Raw genomic sequence first — 19,111 nt, forward strand, 5'->3', positions numbered from 1 at the left:
GGATCGCTCCCCGCGGATCTTCATTTCAAAACGCTGGCCGCTCAGCCGTGCGCGAGCACGGCCAGCAGCAAGAGGGCGACGATGTTGGTGATCTTGATCGCCGGATTGACCGCCGGGCCGGCGGTGTCCTTATAGGGATCGCCGACTGTATCGCCGGTCACCGAGGCCTTGTGTGCCTCGGAGCCCTTCAGGTGCTTGACGCCGTTCTTGTCGGTGAAACCGTCCTCGAACGACTTCTTGGCGTTGTCCCAGGCGCCGCCGCCCGAAGTCATCGAGATGGCCACGAACAGGCCATTGACAATGACGCCGAGCAGCGAAGCGCCGAGAGCTGCGAAGGCGGACGCCTTCGAACCCGAGATCAGCAGCACGCCGAAATAGACGACGAGCGGCGCCAGCACCGGCAGCAGCGACGGGATGATCATTTCCCGGATCGCCGCCTTGGTCAGAAGATCGACCGCGCGTGCGTAGTTCGGCTTGGAGGTGCCGGCCATGATGCCCGGATCCTCGCGGAACTGCTTGCGCACCTCCTCGACGATGGCGCCCGCCGCGCGGCCGACGGCCGTCATGGCGATGCCGCCGAACAGATAAGGGATCAGGCCGCCGAAGATGAGGCCCGCGACCACGTAGGGGTTGGAGAGGTCGAAGGAGATTTCGCCCATGCCCTGGAAGTAAGGATATTTGTCGCCGTTGGCGGCAAAGAACTTCAGGTCGTTCGAGTAGGCGGCGAACAGCACCAGCGCGCCAAGGCCGGCCGAACCGATTGCGTAGCCCTTGGTCACGGCCTTGGTGGTGTTGCCGACCGCGTCGAGCGCGTCGGTGGAGTGGCGCACTTCCTTGGGCAGGCCAGCCATTTCGGCAATGCCGCCGGCATTGTCGGTGACCGGGCCGAAGGCATCGAGCGCGACGATCATGCCGGCAAGACCGAGCATGGTGGTGACGGCGATCGCCGTGCCGTAGAGTCCGGCGAGCTGGTAGGTCGAGATAATCCCGCCGACGATGACGATTGCCGGCAGCGCCGTCGATTCCAGCGAGACCGCGAGGCCCTGGATGACGTTGGTACCATGGCCGGTCACCGACGCCTGGGCGATCGAGTTGACCGGGCGCTTGTTGGTGCCGGTGTAGTACTCGGTGATCACCACGATAAGGCCGGTCACCACGAGGCCGATCAGGCCGCAGATGAACAGGTTCTTGCCGGTGATGGTCATGCCGGCGACGGTGCCGACCTCGCCCCAGCCGAGCGTTGCCGAGGTGGCTACGGCGAGGCCAACGATCGACAGCAGGCCGGTGACGATCAGGCCCTTGTAGAGCGCGCCCATGATCGAGCCGTTGGAGCCGAGCTTGACGAAGAAGGTACCGACGATCGAGGTCAGGATGCAGGCGCCGCAAATAGCGAGCGGATAGAGCATCGCGGCACTCAGGATGGCGGTGCCGCCGAAGAAGATGGCGCCGAGGACCATGGTGGCGACGACCGTCACCGCGTAGGTTTCGAACAGGTCGGCGGCCATGCCGGCGCAGTCGCCGACATTGTCGCCGACATTGTCGGCGATAGTGGCCGGGTTGCGCGGATCATCCTCGGGAATACCGGCTTCGACCTTGCCGACCAGATCGCCGCCGACGTCGGCGCCCTTGGTGAAGATGCCGCCGCCGAGACGGGCGAAGATCGAGATCAGCGACGCGCCGAAACCGAGCGAGACCAGCGAGTCGATGACGATACGGTCGTTGGGCTCAAGGCCCATGAAGTGGGTCAGGATGAGATAGTAGATCGAGACGCCGAGCAGGGCGAGGCCCGCGACCAGCATGCCGGTGATGGCGCCCGACTTGAAAGCGATGTCGAGGCCGGCGGCGAGGCTGTTGGATGCCGCCTGCGCGGTCCGCACATTGGCCCGCACCGAAACGTGCATGCCGATGAAGCCGGCGGCGCCCGACAGCACGGCGCCGATCAGGAAGCCGATCGCGGCGGTGATGGAAAGCAGCCACCAGGCGAGCACGAGCACGACCACGCCGACGATGGCGATGGTTGTGTACTGGCGTGCCAGATAGGCTTGCGCGCCTTCGCGGATGGCGGCGGAGATTTCCTGCATGCGTGCATTGCCCTGATCGGACGCGAGAACCGAACGTGTCGCCCAGATGGCGTAAAGGACAGAAAGCAGACCGCAGGCGATGACGGCGGAAATAATTGTCATTGCCGGATTTTCCTCGATTGATGGCCCAAAAGAACCCCTCCCTGGGCCGTTGAGACAAAGACCGGATCCGCGAACGGAATCCGCCTCTTCGCAGCGGTGTATGCGAAACAGGGTCGCGAACGTCAAGATATTGTTCGGTTTTTGCCCGGCTTTCGCCCAAAAGACAAAAGCCGCGACGGTCCAGCCTGTGCGGTCTTTCATTTAGATCGATTGAAATGACGCAAGGGAATGATTGCGACGAGACCGCCAGCGCCCTCAAGAGCTACTCCGCCTCGCGTCCCATGCGGCGTGCCGCGTAGTGCTCGACCGCCGACAGGCCGTCATAGATCAGCACGGCAAGTGCGGCCACGATCAGGCCGCCCTGCAGGATGAAGGCAAGGTTGTTCGACAACAGGCCGGCAATGATGACCTCCCCCAACGTCCTGGCGGCCACGGTCGAACCGATGGTGGCCGTGGCCAGGCTGATCACCACCGACAGCCTGATGCCGCCAAGGATGATCGGCGCGCTGAGCGGCAGTTCGACCTTGGTCAGCCGCTGCCAGCCGGTCATGCCGGCGCCACGCGCCGCCTCGACGACGTTGGCTGGGAGCGTCGTCAGCCCGGTGAGCGCATTCTCGAAGATTGGCAGCAAGCCGTAGAGAAACAGGGCGATCAGCGTCGGCTTCTCGCCGAAGCCGACCGCCGGCGCCGCGAGCGCCAGTACGGCCACCGGCGGGAAGGTCTGGCCGATGTTGACCAGGCTGCGCGACAAGGGCAGGAATTCGGCGCCGGCCGGCCTGGTGACGAGGATAGCCAGGGCCACCGCGACGATGGTCGCGGCGACGGTGGCGATCAGCACGGTGCGCAGATGCAGCAGCGTCAGCGTCAGCAGGCTGCCCTGGTTGTAGATTGCGGGAGCGTTGTTTTCGGTCAGCGGCTTGAGCAGCGGCTCGAACCATCCAGGGCTGGCGACGAAGGCAACGAGCAGCACCACCAGCGCAAGCCTGAGCAGCAAAGGCAGCCAGGCTTTCATGCCGGCCTCGCCGCGCGCTTGACCAGCCCGTCCACCGTGACGCGGCCGAGCGGCTTGCCGTCGGCGCTTTTCACCGGCAGTGCCGGACGGCCCGACCACAGGAGTTCGGCCAGCGCATCGCGCTGGCTGGCATCGCCGGGGATCGCCTCGCCATCGGCGGCGCCCTTCTCGACAGCGTCGCGCACTCGCCCGAGCGACAACAGCCTGAATGGCCGTTCGCTGGCCCCGACCAGGGTCTCGACGAAGCTACTGGCCGGGTTTGCCAGGATCTCGGCCGGTTTGGCGTATTGCACGAGCTTGCCGGCATCCATCACGGCGATCTTGTCGCCCATATGCACGGCCTCCTCCATGTCGTGGGTGACGAGGATGATGGTGGTGCCGAAGCGCTTCTGGATGGCCAGCAGGTCTTGCTGCGCCTTGGTGCGGATGATCGGGTCGAGCGCGCCGAACGGCTCGTCCATCAGCAGCACGTTGGGTTCGGCGGCGAGCGCGCGGGCAACGCCGACGCGCTGCTGCTGACCGCCGGACAATTCGTGGGGGTAGCGCGGTCCGAATTCCCGGGGATCGAGCTGGTAGAGCGTCATCAACTCGTCCACGCGCGCATCGATACGGGACTTGTCCCAGCCGAGCAGCACCGGCACGGTGGCGATGTTCTGCGCCACGGTTCGGTGCGGAAACAGGCCATGGCCCTGGATGGCATAACCGATGCTGCGGCGCAGTTCGTAACCGGGCACCGAGCGATTGTCGGCGCCGTCGAGCTTGATGATGCCGGCGGTCGGTTCGACCAGCCGGTTGATCATGCGCAGCAGCGTCGTCTTGCCGGAGCCGGAGGTGCCGACAATGACCGCGATGGTGCGTGGCTCGATGACCATCGACACATCGTCGACCACCGTTGTCGCATCATAGCGCTTGGTAATGCCTTCGATCTCGATCATGCCGTTTCAACCCTGCGCTTGGTGGCAGTCATTTCGATCACCGCATCGAGGATGATGGCGGCGGCGAAGGCGAGCGCCACGGTCGGCACAGCGCCGAGCAGCACAAGGTCCATCGCCGTCTGGCCGACGCCCTGGAAGACGAACACGCCAAAGCCGCCGCCGCCGATCAGTGCTGCGATGGTGGCGAGGCCGATGTTCTGCACCAGCACGATGCGGATGCCGGTCAGGATCACCGGAAAGGCCAGTGGAAACTCGACGCCGAACAGGCGCTGGCGTTCGGTCATGCCCATGCCGCGCGCCGCATCGTTGGCGGCACGCGGCACCCCGGCGAGACCGACCACGGTGTTGGCCACCACCGGCAGCAGCGAATAGAGGAACAGGGCGACGAAAGCAGGTGCCGTGCCGATGCCGCGGATGCCGAGCGCGGCAGCCCCCGGCACATGCGTAGCGACCCAGCCGAGCGGCGCGATCAGCAGGCCGAACAGCGCGATCGAGGGAATGGTCTGGATGATGTTGAGCACGTTGAGCACGCCGGCCCGCAGCCTTTCGACGCGATGGCAGAGGATGCCGAGCGGCAGGCCGACGACCACCGCGGCAAGCAGGGAGCCGAGCGCCAGGGTCACATGCTTGGAGCCTTCGGCCCAGAAACTGTCGGCGCGGTTGGCGTATTCCTTGAGGATGGAAAGGTCGTTCCAGGCCCCCGACACCAAAAGCAGGCCAATGGCCATGGCGGCGGCGACCAGCATGCCGACACGGGCCGAGGGCGATAGGTTCAGGCGGGTCAGCACGTCCGCTAGCAAAAGCGTGAAGGCGAAGATGAGTATCCAGAAACCAGAGGCCGGCGACACCCTGGCAAACGTGTTGCCGGCCGGCGTGAGAAATGTGCCGGCGACGCCGACAAGCACTGCGAGCGCGACCAGCGCAACCACGCTGGCGGCAAGGCGCAGCACGAGCGGCGTCCTGAACAGTGCGATGAGCGCTGCCGCGACCACGATTGCCAAAAGCAATGGCCCGGTGATTGCCGGCAGCGCCTCGAGAATCGAGCGCGCCTGGCCGGGGACGATGCGGTTGGCGCGGAACGTGGCAAAGGGGGCAAGGAACGCCGCGTAGGCCGCGATCGCGGCGATGACCACGCCGAGCTTGTCGAAGCGGAGGGTCATGGCCGCCCCACTTGGGTGGCGACTTGCCATGTTGCGCACGGCTGGCTGGCGATTGGCGAAAGCCGACGCGATATCCGATCTCCCCCCTTGCGGGGGAGATGGCCGGCAGGCCAGAGGGGGGTGTGAAGGATCGCCAACTTTCGATCGTTGGCTTGTTCAGAAGCAATCCTGTCGAAGCCCGCAGCTGTAACGGGTTGAGAGGTCGGCGGGACAGCACCCCCCTCTGTCCTGCCGGACATCTCCCCCGCAAGGGGGAAGATCAACAGCTTCCAGAGGGGGGCGCCTCGCACCAACGTCGCTTCCGGGTGCGCTGACTACTTCAAGAACCCGTTCTTCTTCAAAAAGTCCTCGGCGACGCCCTTGACCGGCTCGCCACCGACCTGCACGCGGCCGTTCAGTTCCTGCAGGGTGACGAGGTCGAGCTTGGCGAAGACCGGCTTCAGCAGCGTCTCGATCTCGGGATGCTGCTTGAGCACGGATTCGCGGATGATCGGCGCCGGCTGATAGACCGGCTGGACGCCCTTGTCGTCCTCGAGCACGACGAGGCCGGACGGCGCGATGCCGCCATCGGTGCCGTAGACCATGGCGGCGTTGGCGCCGCTGGTCTGATTGGCGGCCGCGGCGATGGTCGCCGCCGTGTCGCCGCCCGAGAGCGTGATCAACTGCTCGGGCTTCAGCTTGAAACCATAGGTGGTCTGGAAGGCCGGCAAGGCTGCCGCCGAATTGACGAACTCCGCGGATGCCGCCAGCACCACCTGACCGCCGCCCGCGACATATTTGCCAAAGTCGGAAAGCGTGGCGAGCTTGTTGGTGTCGGCCACTTCCTTGCGCAATGCGATCGCCCAGGTGTTGTTAGCGGGCGCCGGCGACAGCCAGACGATCTTGTTGGCGTCGTAATCGAGCTTCTTGGCCGTCTCATAGGCCTTGGCGGCATCCTTCCATACGGGGTCGTCGGCTTTCTCGAAGAAGAAGGCGGCGTTGCCGGTGTATTCGGGATAGATGTCGATCTCCCCGGCGGTGATCGCCTTGCGCACCACCGGCGTGCCACCGAGCTGGATGCGGTCGGTTGTCTTGATGTTGTTGGCGTTGAGGACCAACTGGATGATGTTGCCGAGCACGCCACCCTCGGTGTCGATCTTCGAGGAGACAACCACCTGGGCGCTGGCGGATGCCATTGTGATGCCGAGCGCCAATGCCGCGCTGGCCAGAACCTTGACTGAAAACATCGTGAAAATCCCTTGCTGTGAACCGTAGTGCGGCCGCCGCATATGAGCATGGCTTCAACGGCCAGTCGGGGCACACGGTTTCATAACAATGGGCACAGACGCAATATTTTTGTTGGGAAGGGCAATTTCGAGGCGACGCTGGCGATCTGCCGCCATCTGGCGGATAATGCAGTGAGGGTGCGGGGTGGCAAACACGGAGAGCGTGTCATGGCCATACACAAAGTCGGTTACCTCATCGGCAGTCTTGCCCGGGGATCCATCAACCGCAAGCTCGCGAAGGCGCTCGTTCAACTGGCTCCTCCGGAACTTGAAATGACCGAAATCCCCTTCAGGGATCTGCCCCTTTACAGCTACGACTACGACGCCGATTTCCCGCAGGTCGCCCAGGATTTCAAGAAGGCGATCGCGTCCGTCCAGGCCGTGCTGTTCGTCACGCCGGAGTACAATCGCTCGATCCCTGGCGGATTGAAGAACGCGATCGATTGGGCCAGCCGCCCCTATGGAAAGAATTCATTCGCACGCAAACCGTCCGCCGTCATCGGAACATCGCCGGGCGCCATCGCAACCGCTGTCGCCCAACAAAGCCTGCGCAGCGTTCTGAGCTTCTGCAACTCACCCCAGATGAATGCCCCGGAGGCCTACATCCAGTTCACCCCGGGACTGATAACGGACGACGGCGAAGTGACAGTCGAATCCACCGAGGACTTCCTGCGCAACTACATGGCCGAGTTCCACATGTTCATAGCGCGGGTGCTTCAGGTTCTGCCGCCGGACGCATAGGTTTTGGCGTCAAACCGGGCGCGCGCTCGTCATCTTCAGCGCGCCCAGCGCCACGAAACAGAGCACGGCAACCGGGAAGATCATCCAGTTCAGCATGGTCCAGCCCCAGGCGTTGTAGACCATGCCCGACATCAGCGAAGCGCAGGCGACGGAGCCGAACAGGACAAAGTCGTGGAAGCCCTGCACCTTGCCCTTTTCCGACGTCCGGTAGCTGGCCGCCACCATCGCGGTGGCACCGATGAAGGCAAAGTTCCAGCCGAGGCCAAGCAGGATGAGAGCCGTCCAGAACTGCCACAGCGCCAGGCCCGACAAAGCTACGGCACCACAGCCGATCAGCAGCAGCAGGCCGATGGCGACAATGCGTTCGGCGCCGAAACGATGGATCAGCGAGCCGGTGAAGAAGCTCGGCGCGAACATCGCCATGACGTGCCAGGAGATGCCCAGCGTCGCATCATCCTCCGACAGGCCGCAGCCGACCATGGCCAGCGGTGCGCCGGTCATGACGAAGCTCATCAGCGCATAGCTGCCGACCGCACAGAACAGCGCCGCGACGAAACGCGGCTTGGTCACGATTTCCGCCAACGGTCTTGCGTCGCTGTCGACGATTTCCACCCTGCCGGGCGCCCTCGCCGGCAGTTGCAGGAAGGACAGGATGATGGCGCCGGCCGCGGCAAGCGGCAGGATGGCGGCGAACGATCCGGCAAACATCACCGGCGCGAACAGTTCGCGGGTGAAGATGACGATCTGCGGCCCAAGGATGGCGGTGATGATGCCGCCCGCCAGCACGAAGGAGATGGCGCGCGCCTTGAACTCCGGTGGTGCGTTGTCGGCGGCGGCGAAGCGGAACTGCTGGACGAAGGCACCGCCGATGCCGATCACCAGCAGCGCGAACGCGAATAGCCAGAAACTGCCATGGAAAAGCGCGAAGGTGGCAACCAGGCCGCCAAGCGCGGTGACGACGGTTCCGGTCATAAAGCCGCCGCGCTGGCCCATCTTGCGGATGATGGCCGCGGCGGGCAGAGCGCCGAGCGCCACGCCAAGGTTGAAGCCGGTGATCGGCGCCGTCGCCAGCGATTTGTCGGCACCGAGCAGATATTGCCCGGCCAGCGCGCCCATGGAGATGGCAATGGGTGCCGCCGAGCCGATGATCGCCTGCGAGGCGGCGAGGATCAGCGCTGTGCGCCGCCCACCCTTGCCCACCTTGACGGCGATGGCTGTCACGATGCGTCCTTGCCGCGTCCCTCGCCGCGCACCCGGCGTGACACGCGGTCGAGCACGGCATTGACCAGCTTCGGCTCGTCTTCCTCGTAGAAGGCCTTGGCGATGTCGACATATTCCGAGACGATCACCGCCACCGGCACGTCTTCCCGCTTCATCAGTTCATAGACGCCGGCGCGCAGAATGGCGCGCAGCGTCGAATCCAGCCTCGACAACGGCCAGTCCTCGGTCAGCGACTGGCGGATGATCGGATCGATGGTCTTCTGGTCCTCTACGACGCCCGTCAGGATGGCGCGGAACCATTGGGCATCCGCCTCGCGGTAGAGCGCGCCGTCCACTTCCTTGCCAAGGCGAAACGCCTCATATTCGGCGGTGATCTCGAAGACGCCGCTGCCGGCGACATCCATCTGATAGAGCGCCTGCACGGCGGCAAGACGGGCAGCCCCGCGCTTGTTGGCGTGGCGCACCGCCGGCTGGCCGGGCGAAGCGGGCTCGCTCACGATTGCGCTCCCAATTTTTCCTTGAGCGCGATCATGGTCAGCGCCGCACGCGCGGCAAAGCCGCCCTTGTCGCCTTCCGAGCGCTTGGCCCGCGTCCACGCCTGCGCGTCGTTCTCGGTGGTCAGGATGCCGTTGCCGATGCAGACCGAGTCCTGCACGGACAGGTCCATGAGCGCGCGGCTGGATTCATTGGCGACGATGTCGAAATGATATGTATCACCGCGAACGACGGTGCCGAGCGCGACGAAGCCGTCGTAATTCGTGCCGCCTTCCGCCGCGCCGTCCAGCGCGAAGGTGATGACCGCGGGAATCTCCAGCGAACCTGGAACGGTGACGACGTCGTAGGTCGCGCCCGCTTCATCGAGCGCGCTTGTCGCGCCATCCAGCAACGCGTCGGCAAGGCCGTCGTGGAAGCGCGCTTCGATGATAAGCAAGTGCGCCTTCGCCTTCGGGCGAATGAAGGCTTTGCCGTGTTGGGAGGTACCAGCCATAAAAGTCTCCGGGGGGTTGCCGGTGACTTAGGCCGAAGCCGGGTTGATCGCAAGCGGAAGATTGGCGGAGGGCCGCCGGGCCTATCGATCCTCTCGCGTATGCCACAGGCGCAACACAGAAATTGTCGCGTTCTGTATTTCGTAACGAATTTCGTAGCTGCCTACCAAAATGCGGCGCACTTCTCGTGGCTCGAACTCTTCTAGTCTCTCACCGATGCGCGGATACTCGACTAACCGTGCCGGCGCGGCAGCAAGCGCCTGCACGGCGCGTGCGGCCGCCGGGCCATTTGCTGGCGCGAGAAAATCGTGGAGCCGGACCAAGTCGGACAAAGCCTTATTGGTCCATTTCAGCTCCATCAACGAGGCACCGGTAGTGGCTTGTCGGTGCCAAGACTCTCAGCCCACGCCTGCACGGCCTGGTGATCGATGACCCGTCCTGCATCCACATCGGCCAGTGCTTCAAGCGTGAGACGTCGGCGCTCCTCCTCCAAATCCACCCACGCGGAAAGAGCTTGTTTGACGATCCAGCCGCGCGGGCGATCGAGGCGAGCAGCTAGCTGATCCACCTTTTCTGCTAGCGGCAGCGGAACGTGAGCGGTGATTACTTTTGTGTCCATCTGAGCCTCACAATCAGACTTAATCATAGCGATTAATACTGACTAAGTCGAGGTTCAAGCAGGCAGCACTCAAAGTCCCTCTTTCGCCGCTTCCGCCAGCCGCGCGGCATAGCGGGCCATGGTGTCGATCTCGAGATTGACGCGGTCGCCGGCCTTGCGCTCGCCCCAGGTGGTCACGGTCAGCGAATGGTGGATCAGCAGCACGTCGAAGCGGGTCCCCTCGACCTTGTTGACGGTAAGCGAGGTGCCATCGAGCGCGACGGAGCCTTTCGGCGCGATGAATTTCGCCAGATGGCGCGGCGCTTCCAGCGTAAAGCGCACCGCGTCGCCCTCATCCTTGCGCTCGACGATCTCGGCGGTGCCGTCGACATGGCCCGAAACGATGTGGCCACCAAGTTCGTCGCCGATCTTCAGCGCCCGTTCGAGATTGACCTTGGTGCCGGATTTCCAGCCAGAGGCGGTGGTCAGCCGCAAGGCTTCCTCCCACGCCTCGACCTCGAACCAGCGCGCGTTCGAGCCGCTGTCGGGCAAAGCTGTGACCGTCAGGCAAACGCCGCCGCAGGAGATCGACGCGCCGATGGCGATGGTCGTGGGATCATAGGCGGTGTCGATGCGCAAGCCGACGCCTTCGCTCAGCGACTTGATCGCCGCGACGGTGCCAATATCGGTGACAATTCCGGTAAACATCGATGTTGTCTTCCTGTTTGACCATGATCTTGTCCGAAAACCGGGTCCCACTTTTCGGGATCATGGTCTATCCCGTTTAACCATGACCTTGTCCGAAAACCGGGTCCCACTTTTCGGGATCATGGTCTAGAGATCTCTAATCCACTCGGCATAACCGTCTTCGCCGAAGCGCATCTCGCGCAGCTTGCGAAAGCCTGCCGGGATATGGTCAGCGTCGATAGGCGATGCAATGCCGCCCTCACCTATCGCTTCCGGTCCCTGGAACAGCACGATGCGGTCGACCAGCCCGTCGGCCAGGAAGGCGCTCGCCACCCTGGCGCCGCCCTCGACCAGCACGCTTGCCATGCCGAGCGCCGCCAGATCCTCGAGCAGCTCCGGCAGTGCGACGCCGCCTTCATGGGTTTCGGTGCCGATGAAGCGCACGCCGGCGCGCTCGAGGGCCGCTCTGCGCTGCGGATCGGCCTCCAGGCAAGCCGCAACGTAAAGCGGCACGCGATCCACGCCCGAAACCAGTTTCGAAGCCTCCGGCAACCTGATCTGCCGGTCGAGCACGATGCGCGCCGGCGAACGGTTCTCCAGCCCGGGCAAGCGGACCGTCAGCGCTGGGTCATCCTCCAGCGCCGTGCCGATGCCGACCAGGATGGCGTCAGCCTCGGCCCGCATCAGATAGACTTCGCGGCGGGCCATCTCGCCGGTGATCGCGACCTGGCCGGCGCCCTCCCTGCCGATCTTGCCGTCACTGGAAAGCGCAAGTTTCAGAATCACTTCCGGACGTTTTTTGAGTGATCGAATGAGATAGCCGGCCATCTGCTCGGCGGCTTGCGCCGCCAGTACCTTTTCGACCACCTCGATGCCGGCAGCCCGCAGAATAGCATAGCCCTTGCCGGAGACGCGCGGATCAGGATCGCTGGCGGCACCGACGACGCGCGCGACGCCGGCATTGACCAGCGCACTGGCGCAAGGCGGCGTGCGGCCGTGATGGGCGCAGGGTTCCAGGGTGACGTAAGCCGTGGCACCGCGCGCGAGTTCGCCCGCTTCGGCCAGCGCCTCGGTCTCGGCATGCGGCCGGCCGCCGACTGCCGTGACGCCTGTGCCGACGATCATCGGCCCAGCACCGTCATCGCCCACGATCAGCGTGCCGACGGAAGGGTTGGTCGAGGTCCTGCCGGCATTCCTGCGCGACAGCCGTAGCGCAGCGGCCATGAAACGGTGATCAAGGGCCGCTTGTGCGGCCTCGCCCTGTCGCGATCCTGCCATGCTCAGCCGGCTTCCTCTTCACTCTTGTCTTCGTCGCCCTTCAGTTCGCCCAACAACTCGTGGAAATCCTTGGCCTCGCGGAAATTGCGGTAGACCGAGGCGAACCGCACATAGGCGACATCGTCGAGTGACTTCAGCGCCTCCATGACCAGGCGGCCGACCTCGCCCGAGGCCACTTCCGTCTCGCCGGAGCTTTCGAGCTGGCGCACGATGCCGGTCACCGCGCGGTCGATGCGCTCGGGATCGACATTGCGCTTGCGCACCGCGATCTCGACCGAGCGCAGCAGCTTGTCGCGGTCGAATGGCACTTTTCGCCCCGACTTCTTGACCACGACGAGGTCGCGCAGCTGCACGCGCTCGAAGGTGGTGAACCGGCCGCCGCAATCGGGACAGACACGCCGCCTGCGGATCGCCGCGCCGTCCTCTGCGGGGCGCGAATCCTTCACCTGCGTATCTTCGGACTGGCAATAGGGACAGCGCATGGAGAGCCTTGGGTTCGCGAATCTGGTGAGGCGAAAGGCTTAGAGCCTTTCCGGCCGGGATTGAAGCGGTTCCGTGTCTTCGACGGCCCGCCGCACCAGAGATAGCGAGGCACGAGGAAGATTGCCAGCGGCGCCTATGCCGATCCGGTCGACCGCGTCACGGCGCGACGTCCTTGGTCGGGAAACCGCAGGACACACCGAGGCTGCGATAGGCCTTGGTAAAGCCGTCCATCGGGATGCTGGCGATAGCCTGCTTGCCGAAAGTCACGTCGAGCGAGGTGGCCTGGCGCATGGCACGCAGCAGCGCGAGACTGGTCTTGGGCTGATTGTCGACCGTCCAGGTCGGACGGCCGTTGACCGCGTCGTTGGAATAGACGGTCGTCGAGACCTTGACGCCCGGATCACCGAAAATCGCCGCGATCTTCTTGCCGGTCTGCAGGCTCCTGTTGTCGATGGTGATCATGACGGCCGGATAGGCATCCGGCGGCAGCGCATCGCCGTTCGAGATCGACAAGGTCAGCGTGCCCGAATTGCCACCCGCATCGTAGAACGCCGTCGAGGCCGCGCAGGTCTTGCGCGCATCCTGGCCGGTGTCGAGCGTATCGACCATGGTTGTCCATAGACCGAACGTGCTGGTGGCAGGCATGTCGGGGGCCGGCTGGGTCTGCGCCAAGGCGGGCCCAGCAGCAGCCAGCCAGCCCAGAGCGCCGAGTGAGGCAAGACGAAAATCGCGCATCATCAATTCTCCAGTTCCATGCGCCACCCGATCAGGGGTGACGCGCTGCCGGCGGATAAAAGATGACGCTTCGCGTCTGGTCAATCGAGATAAGGGCCTTGTCAATCGAGGTAAGGATGGTCAATCGAGATAAGGATGGTCAACCAAGATAAGGATAGAGCGGAAAACGATCGGTCAGCGACACCACCTTGGCCTTGACGGCCGCCTCGACCGCGGCGTTGCCCTCGTCGGAATTGGCGACCTTGAGCCCGTCCAGCACCTCGGCGATCAGCTTCCCGATCTCGCGGAATTCGGCCTGGCCGAAGCCACGCGTGGTGCCGGCCGGCGTGCCGAGCCGCACGCCCGAGGTAACGAAGGGCTTTTCCGGGTCGAAAGGGATGCCGTTCTTGTTGCAGGTGATGTTGGCGCGGCCAAGCGCTGCCTCGGCGCGCTTGCCGGTGGCGTTCTTGGGGCGCAGGTCGACCAGCATCAGATGGTTGTCGGTGCCGCCGGACACGATGTCGAGGCCCGTTTCCTGAAGGCTGGAGGCCAGAGCCTTGGCGTTGGCGGCGACGCTCTCGGCATAGATCTTGAAGCTCGGCTTCAGCGCTTCCCCGAAGGCGACCGCCTTGGCAGCGATGACATGCATCAGCGGTCCGCCCTGCAGGCCGGGGAACACCGCCGAGTTCATCTTCTTGGCGATGTCCTCGTCATTGCACAGGATCATGCCGCCGCGCGGGCCGCGCAGCGATTTGTGCGTGGTGGTCGTCACCACATGCGCGTGCGGCAAAGGCGAGGGATGCACGCCGCCGGCGACGAGGCCCGCGATGTGCGCCATGTCGACCATTAGATAGGCGCCGACCGCATCGGCGATCTCGCGGAACCGCTTCCAGTCCCAGATACGCGAATAGGCGGTGCCGCCGGCCAGGATCAGCTTCGGCTTGGTCTCGTGCGCGGTCTTTTCGATCGCGTCCATGTCGAGCAGATGGTCTTCCTTGCGCACGCCATAGGACACGACCTTGAACCACTTGCCGCTCATGTTGACCGGCGAGCCGTGCGTGAGATGGCCGCCGGAATTGAGGTCGAGGCCCATGAAGGTGTCGCCGGGCTGCAGCAACGCCAGGAACACCGCCTGGTTCATCTGGCTGCCGGAATTCGGCTGGACGTTGGCGAAGTTGCAACCGAACAGCTTTTTCGCCCGTTCGATAGCCAGTTCCTCGGCCACGTCGACGAACTGGCAGCCGCCATAATAGCGCTTGCCCGGATAGCCCTCGGCGTATTTGTTGGTCATGATCGAGCCCTGCGCCTCGAGCACCGCGCGGGAGACGATGTTCTCCGAGGCAATCAGTTCGATCTCGTGGCGCTGGCGACCGAGTTCGTTGCGGATGGCGCCGAAAATCTCCGGATCGGCATCGGCAAGCGTGGTCTCGAAGAAAGATTCGAATTTGTTCGACGCTGCCGCTGCTATTGCCATGGCCTGAAATCCTCCGGTTCGGGGGCAATTTGTTTATGCACATCGTCGGCCCAAAATCGTTGCACGCCTTTGGGCGACCTGCATTGCCGCGCCATTAACACAGTTGTTTCCGACCCGCCACGTTTGCAGCGCGAAATTTGCTGGCCGGTTTGCGGCAGAGGCGGACCGGAACCGGCTATTTCCGCTCCTGCCGCCCCCTGAGCAAGGCTTCGGTGAGCGTGATCTCGGTAAACGACGCCCGCGAGGTATGGTCGTTGATCTGGCCACTGCGGACCATGTTGCGTACGGCCGAGCGCTCGGCCTCGATGCCGGCAAGTCGCATTTCGAGCTCCACCCGCCCGGCCTCGCGCGCCTCGGGTCGGGCCTCATCGGCAGCGTCGGAAGCAGCGATGCGGCGTCGGTAGCCGGCGACGATGTTTTCGGCGGCGACAAGTCTGGCGCCGGGCACCTCGCCGTCGTCGTCACTGCCGCTCGCCATGCTCTCGATGTGGGCAATTGCAGCGTTCGCCGCATTGACACGCGCCAAGCGCTCCTCCGCCGCGCCGGCATCTTCGCCCGGCTCGACCAGCCCGCGCGCGATCACCGGCAAGGCAAGGCTGGCGATCACCAGCGAACAGATGATGACGCCGGCGGCAAGGAAGATGACAAGGTCGCGCGCCGGGAATGGCGAGCCGTCCTGCAAGGCCAGCGGCAGCGACAAGATGCCGGCCAGCGTAATCGCCCCGCGCACGCCCGCCACCGATCCGGCGAGCCGCACGCGCAGGCCGAATGGCTCGGCCTCGCGCTTGCCGAGCCGCGCCGCGATCCCCGCCGTGATGTCGCCGATCCAGATCCAGACGAAGCGAAGCGCGATCAGACACAGCGTCAGCGCCAGAACGGTCAGCACTGGCTGGACGACGGGATAGTGGCCGGTGAGTTCCGCCGGCACCTTGCGGATGATTTCGGGAAGCTGCAGGCCGAGCACGATGAACAGCGCGCCGTTGAAGACGAAAGAAAACGTCGTCCACAGCGAGATGGTCTGCATGCGCGCCGAGACGCCAAGGAAGCGGAATATCCCGGTGCTCCCGGTCAAAAGGCCCGCGGTGACCGCGGCCAGGATACCCGAAGCCCCAAAATGCTCGGCCGCGAGATAGGCGACGAAGGGCAGCAGGATGGTTATCAGCACCTGCGCCTCGGCCGGCACGCCGCCAATGCGGTTCAAGAGTTGCAGCATCTTGGCGGCGACGAACAGTGCAGCCACCCCGGCCAGGATGCCGACCGCCACGGCATAGAGGAAACTTAGCGAGGCGGCGGCGAAGGAGAAACTGCCGGTCAATGCCGCCGCGACGGCGAAGCGGAACATCACCAAGCCCGACGCGTCGTTGAGCAGCGACTCGCCCTCCAGGATGTGCATCAGCCGCGCCGGCACCACGTTCCTGTCGACGATCGAGGAGACAGCCACCGCATCGGTTGGCGACAGCACCGCGGCTAGCGCGAAGGCCACGACCAACGGAATGCTCGGCACCAGCCAGTGCAAGGCATAACCGAAGCCGACAATGGTGAAGAAGACGAGGCCGATGGCGAGATCGAGTATCGGCCGGCGCAAGGCGATGAGTTCGCGCTTGGGCGCGCCAAAGGCGTCGCTGAACAGCAGCGGCGGAATGAACACCAGCAGGAACAGTTCCGGATCGATCTCGACATGGATGCCGCGCACCGGCCAGGCAAGTGCTGCGCCTATGGCGATCTGCAGCACCGGCAGCGGTACCCGCACCAGGCGCACCAGTGCGCCGGAAACGGCGACGAAGACGAGCACGATAAGGATGAAGATGGCGGTTTGCATTGCGCGATTCCGGCTGTCGGGGGACCATGCGCAATCGCCGGCGCCGCGTCCAGCCAGGCCGCGCCGGCACCGAGATGACCAAAGGCCATCCCCGAACTCGGCGTCATCAATCGCGCGCAAGCGGTGGCGTGGCTGGTCAATCAGCGGCTGCGCCCGCAAACAGAAAAGCCGCCTCGAAGGCGGCTTTTCGTCAAAATTATCAGGCGCTTAGAGCGAAGACGTGATCTGCAGCTCGCTGTTGCCGTCGAGCGCATAGACGTCGTCGCGGAACTGGACGACGCCGGGACCGGTCGACCAGGCCGACAGATAGAGGAAGTGCACCGGCACCGGGTTGGTGACCTGGATCGGCGTGTTCTGTCCCGTCTTGATCGCCGCCTCGAAATGCTGGCGGTCCCAGCCGGGCGTGTCGCGCAGGATCCAGGTGACGAGGTCGCGCACGTTCTGGACGCGCACGCAGCCCGAGGAATCGAAACGCATCATCTTGCCGAACAGGCTCTGCTGCGGCGTGTCGTGCATGTAGACGCCATCCGGGCTCGGGAAATTGATCTTCACCGACGCCATGGCGTTTTCGGAACCGGGATCCTGGCGAAAACGGTACTTGGCGGCATCGTCGGTCGACCAGTCGACATTCATCGGATCGACTTCGCTGCCATCCGGCGCGAACAGGCGGATATGGCTGTTCTTCAGATAGTCGGGATCCTTCCGCATCAGCGGAATGATGTCCTTGCGCACGATCGAGACCGGCGCGTTCCAGTACGGATTGACGATGATCTCGTTGATCTTGGAATTGACGATCGGTGTCTGGCGATCGATCTTGCCGACGATGGCCGTGTGGCGAAGCACGACGCGGTCGTTCTCGACCGCTTCGATCTGCGCCGCCGGAATGTCGACCAGCACATAGCGGCTGCCGAGCGTGCCGGCCTTCTCCTTCAGCCGCTGCAGATTGGTCTGCAACTGACCGAGCCGGATTTGCGCCGAAACATTCATCGCCGCATAGGTGTATTTGCCCATAGAGCCGTCTGCCGGAAGACCGTGGCGCAACTGGAAGCGCTTGACCGCGGAGTCGACATAGGAATCGAAGGCCGTCGAAATGCCGGCGCTCTGCGACAGGTCGCCCGCAATCATCAGGCGCTTGCGCAGCGGGACGACGTCCGGGTCATCGACGCCGAGTTCCAGCTTCTTGGTGGCGGGAACGTCTACCCAGCCGCCCTGACCGACAATGTTCTGGTATTGCGCCACCGCCTGTTCGGTGAATGCAACGGTCTGCGGACTGAAGATCGGCAATGTCGAGGCGACCTTGCCGCCTTCGCTGGCGCGGGCGTCGAACTGGTCATCCCAATTGCCGCGAGCCGAGGATTTCAGGATATCCCCGATCACATCCTGCGCACTCGCGCGGCCGGCCACCATGGCGGCGGCGAGCGCGGAGGCTCCAGAAAGGAAAAAACGGCGGCTGGTTCTCATGGACGTTCCAGACATTCTTGCTGTGTTCGATCTCGCTCGGTTTGCTCTCAACGGGCGATTGAGCCCGCAGTCTAGGGTTGGCAATGTTAAGAATTAGCCAACCATGACCTGCATCGCATAGGCGTCAAATGCGCTGTCGCGATGCGGGTTCAAGTGAGCGCAAGCGCTGGCCGGCAGCATCACCCGCATCCTCGCTTCCACCGCGATTATGGCGGCAACGTGGCCTTGGCCCGCAATTTGCTTCGGGCGACACCGCGAAAAGAATGAACCGGTGCTTTTCGGCACCGGTGACAATCCAGATACCCAATCCCCAGATATCCGGTCAGAAGCCAGCCTCGTCCTCGACCGCAGCGCGCTGACCGTCTGGATGGCCATCCATCATAAGAAAATGGACCGGTGCTTTCGGCACCGGCCCTGACTGAAGGTCGCTCTTGCGGCCGCGCTTCTTTGGCGCGGGCCAAATCCATGCGACGGACGCCTTACATGCGATAGGCGATGGTGTCGTTCCAGAAGCGGTCGAGCCGCTGCAGGGCACGGTTCATCTGCTTGAACTCGTCGGTGTTGATGCCGCCGACCTGCTCGATCGAGCCGACATGGCGCTCATAGAGACCGGCGACCACATCGGCCACTTCGTTGCCCTTCGGCGTGAGCGAGACGCGGACCGAACGGCGATCGATGCGCGAACGCTGGTGGTTGATGAAGCCGAGATCGACCAGCTTCTTCAGATTGTAGGACACGTTCGAGCCGAGATAGTAGCCACGCGAGCGCAGTTCGCCGGCGGTCAGTTCGGAATTGCCGATGTTGAACAGCAGCAGCGCCTGGATGGCGTTGATGTCGGAACGGCCGTTGCGGTCGAATTCGTCCTTGATCACATCAAGCAGGCGGCGGTGCAATCGCTCAACAAGCTGCAGCGATTCCATGTACAGGGAACGGATAGCCTCGCGGCGATCGTCGGATACGTTGGCGGTCTTCGCCGCCGGACGCGAATTGATCATTGTCTTTGCCTCTCGTTTGTCGCCCTGGTGATTTTTTGTTTTTCACCTTGATCGCGACACTATCGAATACTCATAAAATTCGACTTAAACGCTAGGGCT

At 64.0% G+C, this 19,111-nt stretch carries 19 protein-coding genes; 1 reads left to right on the forward strand and 18 read right to left on the reverse strand.

Translation table 11 applies throughout. The annotated features are described in order from the left end of the window. Positions 1-41 precede the first annotated feature (41 nt). The 5 genes from FJ978_RS07410 to FJ978_RS07430 all read right to left on the reverse strand — a co-directional run bounded on the left by FJ978_RS07410 (position 42) and on the right by FJ978_RS07430 (position 6,465). Complete coding sequence (locus FJ978_RS07410) at positions 42-2,183, reverse strand: sodium-translocating pyrophosphatase (RefSeq protein ID WP_140571373.1); 2,142 nt, start codon at positions 2,181-2,183, stop codon at positions 42-44. 262 nt (positions 2,184-2,445) lie between these two features. Next, the gene (locus tag FJ978_RS07415) at positions 2,446-3,195 is read right to left on the reverse strand and encodes an ABC transporter permease (protein WP_140571375.1); all 750 of its coding nucleotides are present in this window, start codon (positions 3,193-3,195) and stop codon (positions 2,446-2,448) included. Further along, positions 3,192-4,130 (reverse strand): ABC transporter ATP-binding protein, encoded by a 939-nt coding sequence (locus FJ978_RS07420; RefSeq protein ID WP_140571377.1) that lies wholly within the window; start codon positions 4,128-4,130, stop codon positions 3,192-3,194. The genes FJ978_RS07415 and FJ978_RS07420 overlap by 4 nt, the downstream gene beginning before the upstream one ends. Then, a complete protein-coding gene (locus tag FJ978_RS07425) occupies positions 4,127-5,290 on the reverse strand; it encodes an ABC transporter permease (RefSeq protein ID WP_140571379.1) in 1,164 nt (387 codons plus the stop codon). The genes FJ978_RS07420 and FJ978_RS07425 overlap by 4 nt, the downstream gene beginning before the upstream one ends. A gap of 314 nt (positions 5,291-5,604) precedes the next feature. After that, positions 5,605-6,465 carry an ABC transporter substrate-binding protein gene (locus FJ978_RS07430; RefSeq protein WP_246678095.1) on the reverse strand — a complete coding sequence of 287 codons (861 nt, stop codon included), beginning with the start codon at positions 6,463-6,465 and terminating at the stop codon, positions 5,605-5,607. Positions 6,466-6,723: 258 nt separating this feature from the next. On the opposite strand from FJ978_RS07430, the gene FJ978_RS07435 reads away from it, so the two are divergent. Then, entirely contained in the window at positions 6,724-7,296 is a 573-nt protein-coding gene (locus tag FJ978_RS07435) for an NADPH-dependent FMN reductase (RefSeq protein ID WP_013895987.1), read from the forward strand. Positions 7,297-7,305: 9 nt separating this feature from the next. Here FJ978_RS07435 and FJ978_RS07440 read toward each other — a convergent pair whose 3' ends face one another. The 13 genes from FJ978_RS07440 to FJ978_RS07500 form a co-directional block, all read right to left on the reverse strand. Continuing rightward, positions 7,306-8,517, reverse strand: a complete 1,212-nt coding sequence (locus FJ978_RS07440; RefSeq protein ID WP_140571383.1) for an MFS transporter — start codon at positions 8,515-8,517, stop codon at positions 7,306-7,308. Then, a complete protein-coding gene (nusB, locus tag FJ978_RS07445) occupies positions 8,514-9,014 on the reverse strand; it encodes a transcription antitermination factor NusB (RefSeq protein WP_013895989.1) in 501 nt (166 codons plus the stop codon). Before nusB ends, FJ978_RS07440 begins: the two co-directional genes overlap by 4 nt. Further along, positions 9,011-9,505, reverse strand: a complete 495-nt coding sequence (gene ribH, locus FJ978_RS07450; RefSeq protein ID WP_140571386.1) for a 6,7-dimethyl-8-ribityllumazine synthase — start codon at positions 9,503-9,505, stop codon at positions 9,011-9,013. Before ribH ends, nusB begins: the two co-directional genes overlap by 4 nt. A gap of 81 nt (positions 9,506-9,586) precedes the next feature. Then, the gene (locus tag FJ978_RS07455; RefSeq protein ID WP_013895991.1) at positions 9,587-9,862 is read right to left on the reverse strand and encodes a type II toxin-antitoxin system RelE/ParE family toxin; all 276 of its coding nucleotides are present in this window, start codon (positions 9,860-9,862) and stop codon (positions 9,587-9,589) included. After that, positions 9,862-10,122, reverse strand: a complete 261-nt coding sequence (locus FJ978_RS07460; protein ID WP_013895992.1) for a ribbon-helix-helix domain-containing protein — start codon at positions 10,120-10,122, stop codon at positions 9,862-9,864. Before FJ978_RS07460 ends, FJ978_RS07455 begins: the two co-directional genes overlap by 1 nt. A gap of 69 nt (positions 10,123-10,191) precedes the next feature. Further along, positions 10,192-10,809 (reverse strand): riboflavin synthase, encoded by a 618-nt coding sequence (locus tag FJ978_RS07465; protein ID WP_023780331.1) that lies wholly within the window; start codon positions 10,807-10,809, stop codon positions 10,192-10,194. 126 nt (positions 10,810-10,935) lie between these two features. Continuing rightward, positions 10,936-12,066, reverse strand: coding sequence for a bifunctional diaminohydroxyphosphoribosylaminopyrimidine deaminase/5-amino-6-(5-phosphoribosylamino)uracil reductase RibD (ribD, locus tag FJ978_RS07470; RefSeq protein WP_140571388.1), 1,131 nt, complete (start codon positions 12,064-12,066; stop codon positions 10,936-10,938). A gap of 2 nt (positions 12,067-12,068) precedes the next feature. Then, positions 12,069-12,548, reverse strand: a complete 480-nt coding sequence (gene nrdR / locus FJ978_RS07475; protein WP_013895995.1) for a transcriptional regulator NrdR — start codon at positions 12,546-12,548, stop codon at positions 12,069-12,071. A gap of 157 nt (positions 12,549-12,705) precedes the next feature. Further along, complete coding sequence (locus FJ978_RS07480; RefSeq protein WP_181176791.1) at positions 12,706-13,284, reverse strand: hypothetical protein; 579 nt, start codon at positions 13,282-13,284, stop codon at positions 12,706-12,708. Between the two features lie 139 nt (positions 13,285-13,423). After that, a complete protein-coding gene (gene glyA, locus FJ978_RS07485) occupies positions 13,424-14,737 on the reverse strand; it encodes a serine hydroxymethyltransferase (RefSeq protein WP_140571390.1) in 1,314 nt (437 codons plus the stop codon). A 175-nt stretch (positions 14,738-14,912) separates the two neighbouring features. Continuing rightward, positions 14,913-16,556, reverse strand: a complete 1,644-nt coding sequence (locus tag FJ978_RS07490) for a Na+/H+ antiporter (protein WP_140571392.1) — start codon at positions 16,554-16,556, stop codon at positions 14,913-14,915. Positions 16,557-16,763: 207 nt separating this feature from the next. Beyond that, a complete protein-coding gene (locus FJ978_RS07495; protein WP_013895999.1) occupies positions 16,764-18,017 on the reverse strand; it encodes a murein L,D-transpeptidase in 1,254 nt (417 codons plus the stop codon). 479 nt (positions 18,018-18,496) lie between these two features. After that, positions 18,497-19,012, reverse strand: a complete 516-nt coding sequence (locus tag FJ978_RS07500) for a winged helix DNA-binding protein (RefSeq protein WP_013896002.1) — start codon at positions 19,010-19,012, stop codon at positions 18,497-18,499. Between the last annotated feature and the right edge of the window lie 99 nt (positions 19,013-19,111).

This window comes from Mesorhizobium sp. B1-1-7 (assembly GCF_006442705.1).
GTDB classification, from domain to species: domain Bacteria; phylum Pseudomonadota; class Alphaproteobacteria; order Rhizobiales; family Rhizobiaceae; genus Mesorhizobium; species Mesorhizobium opportunistum.